The 14,323-nt window shown below is 43.9% G+C and carries 7 protein-coding genes; all 7 read right to left on the reverse strand.

Annotated elements, in window-relative coordinates:
* Positions 1-27 precede the first annotated feature (27 nt).
* The 7 genes from AC37HE_RS14745 to AC37HE_RS14775 all read right to left on the reverse strand — a co-directional run bounded on the left by AC37HE_RS14745 (position 28) and on the right by AC37HE_RS14775 (position 13,694).
* A complete protein-coding gene (locus AC37HE_RS14745) occupies positions 28-2,727 on the reverse strand; it encodes an alkaline phosphatase family protein (RefSeq protein ID WP_500783619.1) in 2,700 nt (899 codons plus the stop codon).
* A gap of 163 nt (positions 2,728-2,890) precedes the next feature.
* Complete coding sequence (locus tag AC37HE_RS14750; protein WP_500783620.1) at positions 2,891-4,987, reverse strand: glycoside hydrolase domain-containing protein; 2,097 nt, start codon at positions 4,985-4,987, stop codon at positions 2,891-2,893.
* A gap of 241 nt (positions 4,988-5,228) precedes the next feature.
* Complete coding sequence (locus tag AC37HE_RS14755; protein WP_500783621.1) at positions 5,229-6,509, reverse strand: YdcF family protein; 1,281 nt, start codon at positions 6,507-6,509, stop codon at positions 5,229-5,231.
* Between the two features lie 255 nt (positions 6,510-6,764).
* Positions 6,765-8,408 carry a RagB/SusD family nutrient uptake outer membrane protein gene (locus AC37HE_RS14760; RefSeq protein ID WP_500783622.1) on the reverse strand — a complete coding sequence of 548 codons (1,644 nt, stop codon included), beginning with the start codon at positions 8,406-8,408 and terminating at the stop codon, positions 6,765-6,767.
* A 26-nt stretch (positions 8,409-8,434) separates the two neighbouring features.
* Positions 8,435-11,869 carry a SusC/RagA family TonB-linked outer membrane protein gene (locus AC37HE_RS14765; RefSeq protein WP_500783623.1) on the reverse strand — a complete coding sequence of 1,145 codons (3,435 nt, stop codon included), beginning with the start codon at positions 11,867-11,869 and terminating at the stop codon, positions 8,435-8,437.
* Positions 11,870-12,017: 148 nt separating this feature from the next.
* The gene (locus tag AC37HE_RS14770) at positions 12,018-13,043 is read right to left on the reverse strand and encodes a FecR family protein (protein WP_500783624.1); all 1,026 of its coding nucleotides are present in this window, start codon (positions 13,041-13,043) and stop codon (positions 12,018-12,020) included.
* A gap of 87 nt (positions 13,044-13,130) precedes the next feature.
* Positions 13,131-13,694, reverse strand: coding sequence for an RNA polymerase sigma factor (locus AC37HE_RS14775; RefSeq protein ID WP_500783625.1), 564 nt, complete (start codon positions 13,692-13,694; stop codon positions 13,131-13,133).
* Positions 13,695-14,323 lie beyond the last annotated feature (629 nt).

Genomic DNA, 14,323 nt, shown 5'->3' on the forward strand with positions numbered 1-14,323 from the left:
TCCTCTTTAATTTATGGTGTAGGTCTATTAATCGTCGTCATCATCATCTGTCGCCGGGCCAACCAATGCTTCGGGATAGCTGGCTTCACCTTTGGCACTGAACCACAAGATCCGATTTAGAACATCGTCGTTTCCGGCATCCAGATGATCATATTCAGGACGCATGGACAGTTCTGCATATAAGCGGGCTTTGCCGTTTAGTGCTGTCAGATCGGCATTCATCTCATTCAGCGGAATACGATTGGCCAGGGCCGTATACGGATCGGCTACCGGCTTATTGTTGAAACATTCGAACATAGGGAGGGCAGTAGCATCCATCAGGTTCATTGGTGGAATGCCCAGAATTTGTTCGATGGATCGAACCATGCAGGTTTGGTTGTAGTTGGTCGAAATTATTTTGCCGCTTTGGCTGTACGGGCTAATGATAAACCCTGTTGTTCGATAAGCCGATACATGATCCCATCCGGCCTGCGAGTCATCTTCTGTAACAAAAATAACGGTGTTCTTCCAGAATCGGCTTTTGCTGATTGCTTCAACGATGCGTCCCAGGGCGAGGTCGTTATCAGCAACCATGGCTCGTGGAGTTGGCATTCCCGGACGAGTTCCGGTGGTGTGGTCGAGTGAAAGAGCCATCACCGATAGTTCTGGAAACTGGTCGCCTGGAAGATCTTCATACTCTTTCAACTCTTTTATAAATGCATCAGCCCGAAACTGATCGGGTATTTTTAAATAGTCCGAAGCCGGATAGTTTTGCGATAACATGGGCGCCACCCGAGAGATGGTCGTGGTATTGTGGAATTTCGGCAGTTCACCTTGTTGCCGCATGTTGTAAAAATCGGTCCAGCTCAGGCTTTCGTCTAATTCAGGGACGCTGGCTTCACCGTAAATTCGGACGGTCTTGCCATGGTCGGCCGCATTATTCCAGATAAAGCCTTTCTGATCGTAAACCATCGCATCGTTTTGCACGTGCGGGTAACTGCGGAACCAGGCCCGGACATTCTTCTCCACATAGTCGGTTACCATGGCTGCATCGGTCCACTGGTGCCCTTCGGCCGAGCATTTCCCTGAAGCATAATAATTATCGAGCAGCACAAAGTTGCGGGCCAGCTGGTGCTGGTTGGGTGTAATACTGTCCCCGAATATGCAAAGCGATTTTTCGCTGTCTCCTTTTCCCAGATCACCCAAGACCTGGTCGTAGGTGCGGTTTTCTTTAATAATGTAAACCACATGCTTAAATACCGAAGGCTCGCCAATACGCTCCGGAATGGGGCGGGCAGGCTGGTCTTTACGAGGGGCCAGCTTAGCCAGCTCAATGCGGAAATCGAGCATCAGTTTTTTTACCTTTTGGGTATAAGCGGCCAGTTCGTCGGCAGTTGGCAGGTCGATCACCGAAATGGTTGCTTTTTGGTGATGCGAGTTGAAGGCTCCCGATTGCACTGCTTTTGTAATATCGCTGGGGTCGTCCATCTCGCGGCTGTTTACGCGGGCACCTTCGCCTTCGAGGTTAGTCACCACAAGTTGCTTGTTGTTAACGACCAGCCCACCGGGATATGCCTCGGTTGGGATAAAACCTTCAATAGCGCTGCTTTTTGTTTCGGGATTTAGTTTGATAACGGCAATAGCGTTGTCCATACCATTTGCCACGTAAAGTTTCGTGTTGTCCGGGCTTAGAGCCAAAGCATTGGGCGAGTCGCCGATCAGCTGATGTTCCGAGCCCATAATTTTCACAGGGATGGTTTCAATCGTTTTGAGTGTTTGGGCTGAAATAACCGAAATATCGTCGCTGTTACTGTTACAAACGAAAATGTATTTGCCGTCTACAGTTCCGGTAATATCGTTCGGATGCAGGCCAACTGCGATGTTTTTAACCAGTTGGCCGTTCTTTAGGCTGAAAACGCCCACGCTTCCATTATCCGTTGCACCGGTTTTGGGATCGATGTAAGCTTTGCCATAGGGAACACCTGCTGTTTCGCGGGTTGTGTCACCCGGCATTTCGCCGCCCCAGTTGGTGACAAATGCCATATCGTCCGTGATGAAAATTCCGTAAGGTGCCACGCCGGTATCAACCGACCAAATGACTTTCCATGATTTGAGATCTATTTTTTTGAGCTTGTTATTGCCGTTCAAAACAACGTACAGGTACTGTTTCCCGTTTTCGGTATTCAGAGCCAGCTCGTTGGGCAAAGCCATTGGCGACTCGCCCTCGGGGGCTAAGTCGAAGCTGTTGGTAAGCTGAAGTGACTTTCCGTCCCAGGCAGCTTCGAATATTTTGGAGTCTTTACCTTTGGCGCTTGCTGCACTCCAGAAGATTCGGTTGCTACTTCCTTCATTCAGTACCTGGATACCTGAATAAGTACTCATAAAACCTTTTAGATCGGGAACATCATTGTACGTCCAGCGGGCAATAATTTCGGTTTTGTCTGCATCGAGAATCGCAATTCCGTAGCGGTCCTCAATCGCAAATTGGTTGGTTTTGGCAATGGGCTGCAAATCTAAACTGTGGTTTTCCAGTGCGGGATCGCCAAACGAAATAACTTTGCCGGCCGGATCAATAATCCGGTTGTAAGGCATCATAACCGGCAGTTGGGTGCCGTTTAGTGTGCTGTCGTCGTAGGCAGCGTAATGGGCAGCAATTTCTGCATCCTTAGTAGGGGCTGAAGGCTTACAGGACCAAAAGTTGGCTGCCAGCAGCAGGATGATTCCTACCTGAACGATTTTTAAGCTCATCTTTTTATTATTTTAAATTTTCCGTTCCGAAAGCAATATGGAAAATGAAAGTAATTATTCAACCTAAATTAGCTTGGACATACTTCAACTTGATGAAGATTGAATTAAAGTGTAGGTAATTTCTTGATCAAGTTGAAGAATAATTTGTTTAAAGTTAAATGAATTAGCGGTTAATGTGGCTAATCCATTGGTTTTCTACACCCCAGTTTTTGTTTGGAATATTTGAGGTCTCTAAAACGAGCGTTCCTCCTTCGGAAAGTTCCTTTTGAGTCAGCCAGTTGCGGTTAAGTTCTTGGCCATTCAGCGTTGCGCGATTGATGTAATAGTTGTCTTTATTGTAGTTCTTTACTTCAATCGAAAACTTTTTGCCATTGCCAAAATCAATCTTGACTGTTTTGAAAATCGGTGCTGTCAGGTAGTAGACCGGATCGCCGATATTAGCAGGAGACAAGCCCATGCTGCGCATCACAAACCAGGATGACATGGTGCCGGCATCATCATCCATTGTTCGCAGGTAAGCCCTTGGCTGATTCTTATAAATTCGTCCGATGTACGGATCAACACCTTTGCTGTTGTCGTTGAAGTAGCACTGAACTACTGTGTCGAGTAAAAGTTCCCGGTACAATTTCTGTGATTTCCAAGGCTCTTTGGTGGCATTATACATGCCAGGTACCTGCAAGTCGGGCTGATTGGCATGGTTGTAGTCGTTCTCGTCGAAGAAACGGTCGAGCTGGCTTATAAATGTATCTTCGCCTCCTGCCAGTTGCTTTAAACCAGCAACGTCGAAAGGCACAAACCAACGGTATTGCCAGATGGTCCCCTGGTAAAGGCCACGAGCCTGCATCCGGTCGATATCGTTTTTGCTAAGGTCGGCAAAGTCCTTCATCCAGTATTTTTTATAGTCTAGTGCTTTGTCCAAATACTTCTTGCTCAACTCGGCGTCACCCAATTTTTTCAGAATTTCAGACAGGGCCCAGCAGTCGTATGATGATTCGAGTGCTTTGTCGGGAGCACCGTAGTCCAGTGTTTCTGCTTCTTTTAAAAGGAATTCTTTGATGTCAGCTAATGGTACATCGTAGCCTTTATTCCAGGCATCGAGTAAAACAACTATCGCATGCTCTGTACGGACTGTGGGAGAAGGTTCGTGCATGGTTGCCCAGTTTTTTTTGCCATAAGGATACAGGTTGGCGATCGATCTGGCAATATCGTTGAACCGGTTGGGATAGAGCAGCGATAGCATGGGGAGCTGTTCGCGGTAGTTATCCCAAATGGCCCAGCCGTTGTAAATTGGTGTCGGACTTTGTTGAATGCTGCCGTCGATAGCACGATAAACGCCATCGTCTTCCGATACCCGATAGGGAGCCTGCAGACCGCGGTACAAGAGTGAGTAAAACAAATCAATCCTGTCTTTTTCGCCTGCAACCTGAACGTGGCTGAGCAGCTTTTCCCATTGTTTGCTTGCGTCGGTTTTAACTTTGTTGAAATCGGTATCAGTGATTTGGGCTTTAGCATATTCCGTGTTCACCGATGAAAAACCAATACGCACATTCAAGTCCTCTGTGCTGTTTCCCGTAACAATGAATTGGTGTTCTGCAATCGAATCGATACCAACTGATCCGGGAACCTGCAGGTAGTAATAAATGCGGTATACACCGGCACTGCAAGTCGTTTGCGTGTCAATCCATCCGCTGATCGCGTCTTTTGAAAGTTGATGTTCCTCGGCCACAAAACGCCGAGGTTGTGTAAAGGAAAGGTCTATAAGCAGACCATTTGACGATTGGGGGAAATGATAGTGATGTTGTCCGTAGTTGTGTGCAACAGTCATTTCTGCTTGAATGCCGTTTTCAAAATTGACGGAATAATAACCGGGGCTGGCCTGCTGGTTTTTGCGGATCAGTAAGGTATTCTCGTCCCCATTTAAGATCGGCTTGATTAATATATTTCCTCCAGCGCCGGTGCAGCCAACTCCTTCGAGATGCGTGTGCACAAACCCCTCGTATTTTTTCGCATAATATTCATAACCGGTATGTATATGCGGCGTTGTTATTGGCCCGATGCTGAGCATGCTAAAGGGGTAGGCGGCTGAAGGAGACATTTGTCCATGGTCGCCTGAAGTACCCAGGAATACATTGACATGGTCGCTTAATTCATCTGACTCCAATTGGTCGGTATTATTCTGCTGGCAAGATGTTGATAGAATTGTTAACAGAGCAAGGTTGAGCATTTTCCCGCTGCAAAATCTTGATAATAGATTGAACATGACTTTTTCTTTTTCTTTCGGCCACTTTGGCCTTCGTTAGATATTTGTAGAATTATCTGTAAAAAGAACCATCCTTTATCCAAGTGGAAAAAGGATGACTACTCATTATCTGATACAACTAACATTAATGATTCCCGCATGAAATATCGGACATTTATGAATATTTCCTCAAAATTTTTGAGTCTCTTAATATTAAGTTTAAAGTCTCCTTTAAATTTTTAGTCGATCGTTGCTGGTTTGATTAAGGATCAAGCGGATCTTTATTGTCGATAAATAGTGATTCGATTGTTGGAATAAACTCGACATCGTTTCTGCTCAGTCTTTCTTTGGCGATGTAGGGCATGTAGCCAAGTTCTTCAGCACATCGATTCTGAAAATTCTCGTTGGTGATATAATAGCTTTGATCAACGGTCGTGGTGCAAAGTGCTTTTTTATCTATTGGAATTCCATACTTTTCAATCAAACGGGCAGCATTTCTGAAGTTTGTTGTCGTATGTCGTGCATGTGGTTCGATAATTAATGCTGATTCGGGGATGTGGTAACGATTCATTAAATTTTTTTTCATTTCAACCGCCTCGCAAAATTGAGTTTGAAAGGGGTGAACGAAACCACCGGACAAAATAACAAAAGGAGCCATGCCTTTGTAATAGCGGTCAGCCGCCAGTTTGCAGCGCATCATACCCAGCGGACTTAAATCCACACCATGTTCTTCGGGACCATGTCCGGGGACAAGAATGGCGGAATATGGATATTCATCCCAGTTTGTTGTCTTGATTTGAGACACTGCTTTGGCGTTTTCTCCGTCTTCCATCGGTTCAAAACGGGCAGCTTCGTTCCGTTTATTGATTTCGAGTAGCCACAACGCAAATGAAAGGGAAGGTTGGTAAAAGACATTCAAGGTATCCAGTTCGTCGGCCTGGTTTAAAGCTGTTATATGAATGACTTTCCGGTAATAATTGCTGTTAACGGGGTAGCTTACCGAGTCAATAAAAGAATAGCGTGTTTCTTCGCCCAATGCATAGGTGTTGATAAGCTGGTTGATGCCAGCGATTTCCCTGTTGAATGTTTCAACTAAAAGTTGCTGGTCGTTTATGGTGCTGTCGATCGCAAAGTATTTACTTGCACGCATCTTTTTTAAGATCCCGCTCATGAAATCAAGTTTTGCCAACGAAGCGATTTCTTTATTTGCTGTTTGCAACTCCTGCTCGTTTATTTTGAAAGGAGCTACAATAAATTCGTTGGGTTTAGGTACTATCATGCCATTCAGGGCAACACTGTCTTTGATTGCTTGTTTTTTTACCTGTAGCAGAGCACTGAGAGCTTCGTCTTTTTCCAGCCAATTTTTCAGCTCCGGAGTTTCCAAAGCCATTTGTAAAAAGGGGAAGATTTTTTCGGCCAGAATGTCCCGTTTGTTGACAGTCCGGAGGGACTTTGCCTCTTCTTTAGCCATGACTTCGTGGCAGGACTGTAAAAGACATGTTCCTGCAACGACGAAAAATAAAAGGATGAGAATTTGTTTCATCGTTCAATCTGTTATTAAGTAATGGGTTTGTTTAAATGTAATTCCCTTTAATAGGGTTCCTTCTTAGAACTTCATTTTTGTGAAGTTCAAGGTCATCATTCGTTTTGCATGATTTTTCCGTTTTGTAACAATCGGCAGCCAGTCGGCTGATTGTTGTTACACCTGCAAAACAGTGAAGACCCCTCTGAAAGTAATATAAATAGGGGATTCGTATAAAAAGCAAGGTCCGGAATTAAACCGGACCTTGAAAGTTATTTAGTAATTCGGATTTTGTTGCATATCGCCTGTACACAAGTCTATTTGGGCTTGAGGAATAGGCTGATATTCGTTTTTGTTGGCCGTAAAGCTGGCATTCGTTAAATGTGATCGCAGCAGCTTTTCTGATGCAAAATAGGTATTCATGACATCGGCAGCAATTCCCCAGCGGACCAGGTCGAAAAAGCGGTGTCCTTCCTGTGCAAATTCCAATCGACGTTCCATTCTTAATGCTGCTACTGCTGCATCTTTGTCAGCAAACGAGTCGTACGTATTGATGACATAGTTTGCAGCATCACCGGTACCGGCAACATTCTGTACATACTCACTGTCTTTAGCGCGTTGGCGTACCATATTGATGTAAGTTCTTCCGTTGTCCAGATGTCCCAGTTCTATTTCAGCCTCAGCTTTCCAAAGTAATACATCTGCATACCGAATAATGTAATAGTTCAAGGCATTTACATAGGGCCATGAAGAGGCATAATATTCAGACTTTGCCGATACCATTCTTTTTTTAGGACTGTAGGGGCCGTATACCGTTGCCTCGCGAGGAGTCCAGTCATAAGCTCCTAAATCGAGGTAGGGAATTCCCGGACGTGCTAATGTATGGTCGAGACGAGGATCTACATTGTCAGCATCGGTTACATCAACATTGTCAAAAGTTGGTAATCCTTCCGCTGTTGTTCGGTAGGCATTTACCAGGTTTTGCGATGGACGCAGGAATCCGTAGTTCGCATAGTAACTTCCGCCGGGAGACATCAAACGGTCACTGATACTTCCGCTGTAGTCGCTTGTTGTGCCATCGTTGATCGAATGCTGAACAGCAAAAATAATTTCAGGGCCGTTATCATTTTCCGGAAGGAATACATCCCGGAAATTGGGTTCCAAACTATATTGTTCCGAATCAATCACTTCCTGAGCGGCGTCGCTGGCTTCAGTCCATTTGCTCTCGAAAATATAGCATTTTGCCAAATAGGCTTTGGCTGCCATTTTTGTAGGGCGACCTACTTCATCCTGGGTTGAAGGTAAGGCATTATATGCAGCGGTAAAATCGGCTTCAATTTTTGCCCACTGTTCGTCGCTTGTTAAATCAGTATTCGAAATTGCATAGTAATCTTCGGTACTTTCAACTGTTTCATCTACCCAGCAGATATTGCCATAGATTTTCTTGGCTTCGAAATGATAATGTCCGCGCAAAAACCTCATCTCGCCAATACGTTGCGCTTTTAAAGCAGGATCAAAATCTTCCGATTTTTCCAATAGCCGAATGGCCAAATTAGCACGGCGGATACCTTCATATAAACAAGACCATTTGCGACTAACATCGGTAATTGTTGGATCCTGAGCAAAAATTTCCATCAAGTGAATTTGGTTTTGGTCTCCGGTACCACCACCACCTTTGTAAGCATCATCGGAAACAACATCTCCGAAACTCCAGTTCGAATCCGGAGAGTTGTAAGCATTTGAAGCATTGTCAAACTGGCCATTCAACACCGAATAGGCAGATATAACTACGCTTTCAATATTTTCTGCAGTCGTAACTTGATCTTGGGTCAGTTCCCCCACTGGTGATTCATCCAGAAAGCTTTTTGAGCAACTCGAGAAGAGGAATGATATGATGAATATGTATAATAACTTTTTCATTTCTATTGTTTTAAGTTTTTTCAAAATTAAAAACCAAGATTAACGCCCACCATAAAAGTTCGGGCAGTAGGATAGAGTCCACGGTCGACACCCATATCCAAGTTCCTGGTACTTGAACTGTAGCTTTGTAATCCTACTTCAGGGTCCATCCCTTGGTATCCTGTAATTGTTAATAGGTTCTGAGCCTGAATGTAAACCCGTAGCTTTTCACTGTTTATTTTCTTAGCCAGTTTTGAGAAGTTGTATCCTAAAGTCAGGTTCTTCAGGCGTAAATACGAACCATCGGAAACAAAATAGGAAGATGGACGAATGTTGTTATTCGGGTCGTCCAGCGATAATCGGGGAATTGACGTGTTGGTATTGGTTTCGCTCCAGGCGTTGGTGATCCGCTCAAATTTGTTGTAAGCCGCTTGGTTGAAGAAATCACCTTTGTAACGGGTAAGGTCATAAATATCGTTACCAATACTACCGTTAAAGAAAGCCTGAAGATCGAAGTCTTTATAGTTAAAGCCCAGGTTGAGTCCAAAGGTTACGTCCGGATGAGGATTTCCAACAAAAGTGCGGTCTTCACCATCCAATACGCCATCGCCTGTAACATCCTCAAATATCAAATCACCAGGTTTTGCATCCGGTTGGATTTTATAGGCGTCAATTTGTTCCTGGTTTTGAAAGATGCCCAAACACTTATAAACATAGAAAGATGCAATTGGCTCACCGACCACTGACCGGGCAACTTCCTGGTCGAAATTGACACTGTGTAGCGTTGAACTTGGCAATGTAATGTAACTAACATCCTGAGGTAATGAGGTTAACTCATTTTTTACGTGAGATACATTAAGACTGGCATTCCATGAGAAATCATTTTTTTGTTTGCTGTGATAGTCGAAAACCAACTCAAAACCTTTGTTTTCCATTGTCCCAACATTATCCCAAACGGTTTGGTTAGTTCCACCAATGATTAACGGATAAGTCCGCTCAATCAACATGTCTTTGGTTTTCTTGATGAAATAATCAGCCGTAATATTGAACTGGTTATCTGCCAAGCCAAGGTCGAGACCAATATTTGTTTGTGTTGTTGTTTCCCACTTTAAGTCAGGATTTCCATTCCGGGTTTGGGTGTAACCGGTGTAAACCGAGTTTTGAGAACCATCAATCGCATAGTTGGAATTGTACGAGTTTGAAGCGTAACTTTCAATTGTTGCATATTCCGGAACATCCTGGTTCCCGTTTTGTCCCCATCCAAAGCGAAGTTTCAGGTTGCTAATACCGTCCACTTTAAAGAAGTCTTCTTCGCTAAGGCGCCATCCTAAAGACATGGCAGGGAAATTTCCCCATTTATTATTGCCTAGTTTCGAAGAGCCATCACGACGGAAGGTGAAGTTAAACAGGTAACGGTCGGCATAGATATAGTCTACCTTTCCAAAGTATGACTCAAGGGCTGACTTGGAGCCGGTTCCTGAGTTTTCCATTGTTCCGGAATCTCCGGCATTCAGGTAACGGAAGTTCGGATCGTCGTATGCAAAACCTTCCCGGTATGCTGAAAATGTTTCATAGTTTGTTTCAATAGCTTCCATCCCGCCAAAAGCGGAAATATGATGCTTGTCAAAATCTTGTGAATAGCTAATTGTATTGGTCCAAACCCAGTTAAATCTTTTGCTGTTTGTTGTTGTCAGGGTACTTGTTGTATTTGGACTCAAAGCGCCTGTTTCAACGTATGCCGGATTGTAATTACGCAGGTAGTAATCGTTATAATCGATCCCGAAATTCGTTTTTGCCTTCAGGCCTTTAACGATGTCTATTTCAGCATAAGCGTTTCCAAAAAACTTTAACCGTTTACTTTTATCATCGCGGTTATAATAGAGTGAAGCTAAAGGGTTGCCGGTATCGTTGAGGAAAGCTCCGGCATAATTTCCATCCAAATCCTTAACAGGCGCAATTGAAGGAAACTGATAAGCCGATAAAACGACACTACCTAAAGCACTGTTTACGCCAGCCTGGGTAGACCAGGAATGCGATAGCGAAAAATTTTCACCAATCGACAAACGGTCAAAGAAACGGTAGTCTGAGTTAAAGCGTGCCGAAACCCGCTTGAAGCCGGTATATTTTACAATACCGTCCTGGTCAAAATAACCGAGCGAAAAGGAATGTCTTGAATTGTCGCTTCCTTTCGAGATGCCAAGGTTGTATGAGTGAACCAATGCATTTCGCATAATTGCATCAACCCAGTTTACATCAGCCGTTGGTACTCGATGTGCATCGTCGAGGTATTCCGGAATTACTGGTGTTGAACCACTTCCGTAAACATCGCTCGAAGGGGTTTTCCCGTCGTTGTAATGCGCTTGCCATAACAAGTCGCCGTATTGCTGTGCATTTAGCGGTTTCAGTAATTTGGCTGCACTTTGCACACCTACATAGGAATCAAATGAAATTTTTGATTGACCTTTTACGCCTTTTTTAGTCGTAATAATAACGACCCCGTTAGCAGCACGCGAACCATAAATAGATGCCGAAGAAGCATCTTTCAGAATTTGTATCGATTCAATATCACTGGGGTTAACAAGGTTGATTCCCGATTCAACAGGAATACCATCGACAATATATAACGGGTCATTATTCCGGATTGTACTAAAACCACGTACACGAACTGCAACACCACCACCCGGGTTGTTGTCGGCAACAACGTTAACCCCGGCCATATGGCCCTGGATCATTTGGTCAACCCCGGCTACCGGGGTATTCGAAATTTCTTTAACATCAACAACTGATACGGCGCCGGTCAGGTCTTTTTTCTTCATCGAGTTATAACCAATCGCAACAATCTCGTTGAGCTGAGTTGTTTCTTCATTCATAACAACATTGATTGTCGTCTGTCCGTTGATGGCAACCTCCTGCTTATCCATTCCGATAAACGAAAAGGTTAAAATCGTAGCATCAGCAGGTAAGTTAAACTGGTAGTTTCCTGAAGCATCTGTAACAGCTCCGGTAGTGGTTCCTTTTACGATAACCGAGACCCCGGGCATCGGTTTCCCGTCGCTGTCGGTAACCTTACCCGAAACAGTTTTTGTTTGTTGTTCTGTTTCAAGCGACGGTTTACTGTCGTCTAACCGGGCGTCTTTCACATAGATTGTGTTCTTGATTTGGCGGAAGTTCAGCATGTAGGTGTTGGCTACTTCTTCCAAAATTTCATAAACAGATTGATCATCGAATGATAACGAGCATTTTGCTTTGCTCGAGAGGATATTAGCGTCATAGATAAATTCGAAATCGGTTTTATTCTCGATTTCCGAGAAAATTTCATAGAGGCTGGCTTGTTGCAGCCCTACCGAAATTTTCACTTGTTCAATGCTTTGACTTTTAATCTGATTCGCATTGACCAGTTGCAGCGAGAGTAACTGCAACAGAAAGATGTAAAACATCTGTTTGGATGCAAACATGAGTTTTTTTCGTAAATTAATTTTCATAATTTTGACAAGTTTGTTTAAAAAACATTTTTGTTTTGCCCGCAAAAGTTTGGTCGCTGCTGCGGGTTTTTTTGTTTATGCCTGCAGAATTTGGTCGCTGCTACAGGCTTTTTAAGGCTGGGTTTCTCGTTAATTTTTCTTCATTCGCTTAGCTTTTTTGTTGTTCGCAACTTGTTTTCTCATTAATCACAATAGTCCTGTCGTTGAGGTACTCATACTCCAGGTTGTAGATGTAACACAGTCCGTCGAGTATGTTATAGAGTTTCTTGTCTTTGTATTTTCCGTTGATGTAATGCCTATCCACTTTGTTTGCTGCATTTACTTTGATGCTTACATTATACCAGCGCTCAAGCATGTGCATGGTTTCCTTCAGTGTTTCGTTGTTGAAACAGATGGTGCCGTTCTTCCAGGCATAGAAGTTTTCGGCATCAATGTTCTTTTTCTGTAGGACACCATTTTCCTTGCTCCACACAGCCTGTTGGTTTGGGAGTAAGTAAACCTCGTCCGGTTTATTGTCTGCTGTTGGGTGTGTTACCCGAACCTTTCCCGTAGCCACTGTTACTGTTGCTTCCTGATCGTCGAATGCTTTAATATTGAAAGATGTTCCCAGTACCGTTGTGGTAACATTGGGGGTGTGAACGACGAATGGTCGCTCGGGGTTTTTCGTCACCTCGAAAAAAGCTTCTCCAGAAAGCTTTATTTCTCTTCGGGAGCCTTCAAATTTCTCCGGGTAGCTAATGGAGCTTTCGGCATTTAGCCAGATGACTGACTGATCGGGTAATGTTACCCGCATTTGTTCGCCGGGCCCCGATGTTTTGGTCATCATGGCCATTGGTGTAGGTGCTGTGGAAACAGGTTGGGAATTGCGCTGAAGCAGTAGGTAGCTACCACTGATTAGCAGTACCGCGAGTACAGCAGCAACTTGCCAAACCATTTTCGGCAGGCGGATTGTTTTTTTCTTGTTGGTTGCCGATTGCAGTCGTTTCAACGATCTGCTTTCATCAAAGGGTACCCGTTTGGTATATTGTTTATTCCAAGTTTCTTTTAATTCAATATACGCGTCCAGGTTCTCCGGACTCTCCATCAACCAATTGCTGAATTGTTCGCGTTCAGCCATCGAGCTTTCTTCGTTTAGCTGGCGGAGGATCATTCGTATTTTATCTCTGTGGGGCATTTCAGTCATTTACCCCTTGAGACGCGAATTTTCGGCTTTACCCGAATAAAGAGCTGTTAAGTGTAGATTACAGTTTAATGAAATGCGTTAGATGGAACTTTTTTCTCCGACCAGCTCGCGGTGCAGGATTTTCAGTGCTGTGGTTATATTCTTTTCAACTGCTGCAACGGTTATTTCCATGACGTTGGCAATTTCCTGGTATTTAAGACCATCGAAGCGATGTAGTTTAAAAGCCAGTTGGGCCCGTGGAGGAAGCTTGGAAAACACGGCCGTAAATTCGTTGTTCAGTTCGTTGGCTATAAAAATAGCCTCGGGGCAGTGAGGTGCTTCCTGGGCCGGATCGAAGTCGTCGGACATAACCTGGAGATCGATTTTTTTTTTGCGCAGATAAGAAAACGTTTGATTGCGGGCCGACTGGTATAAATAGGCGCGAAGGGTATAATAGATGCTAATTTCAGCACGCTTTTCCCAAAGCTTGATGAATACGTTGGCCGAAAGTTCCTCGGCGACTTCATTTTCGGGGATAAAAGCAAATACAAAGCGGCACAGTGGTTGGTAGTAACGCTGAAACAATCGAGTAAGTGCCTGATGGTCGTTTTGCTTAATTCGCGAAAACAGGTCCTGGTCTGTGGGGTAACTTGTCTCTGTCACTTTGTTTTCGTTTGATGACAAAACTACAAGGCGAACATGTCTTTAAGCTTAATTCGCGATAAAAAGAATATGTCCTTTTAGTTGCAATTCCGTTAAACGGTGTTGCAGTTCTTCTGCCCGCTTGGATTGAAAACTTTCAAGATTTAGGGAATTACCAACAGAAGCTGTCTAAAAAGTCTGAAGAGTTTTCTCTAAACTATCAAATTGTAAGTCCATTCAAGTTACTAACCCCTAAATCCTCCCGAAACGAATTCGGGACAGGCAATGAAGGGGACTTTAAGCCATCCGGCAGTTGCCGGAGAGGTTTGGAGGGGTAAAATCAGCAACAGCTATCAATTTGTAAGTCTGAATTTCTGCTTGTCGACTTTTTAGACAGCCTCCTTAATACTAAAATAAGGTCAGGGGGCGGAGTTGCCTGAAATTCTACTAAGGTAAACTAATAGAATAAGGTTGTCTGAGGAGTCATGAGTCATGAGTCATGAGTATTGCAACAGTTAAGGAAATAATTAGTACCAAATGTCCCTGTAACTCGAAACTCGAAACTTGTAACTCGAAACTCAAACAAGCTTAGGGGTGCGGAGTGGCACGATATTCTACTAAGGTAAACTAATAGAATAAGGTTGTCTGAG

The sequence above is a fragment of the Mangrovibacterium sp. genome (genome assembly GCF_059905295.1).

Bases quoted from the DNA above. Each gene is read 5' to 3' on its own strand.
- AC37HE_RS14765 (WP_500783623.1), bottom strand. From the start codon at position 11,869: ATGAAAATTAATTTACGAAAAAAACTCATGTTTGCATCCAAACAGATG.
- AC37HE_RS14760 (WP_500783622.1), bottom strand. From the start codon at position 8,408: ATGAAAAAGTTATTATACATATTCATCATATCATTCCTCTTCTCGAGT.
- AC37HE_RS14745 (WP_500783619.1), bottom strand. From the start codon at position 2,727: ATGAGCTTAAAAATCGTTCAGGTAGGAATCATCCTGCTGCTGGCAGCC.
- AC37HE_RS14750 (WP_500783620.1), bottom strand. From the start codon at position 4,987: ATGTTCAATCTATTATCAAGATTTTGCAGCGGGAAAATGCTCAACCTT.
- AC37HE_RS14755 (WP_500783621.1), bottom strand. From the start codon at position 6,509: ATGAAACAAATTCTCATCCTTTTATTTTTCGTCGTTGCAGGAACATGT.
- AC37HE_RS14770 (WP_500783624.1), bottom strand. From the start codon at position 13,043: ATGCCCCACAGAGATAAAATACGAATGATCCTCCGCCAGCTAAACGAA.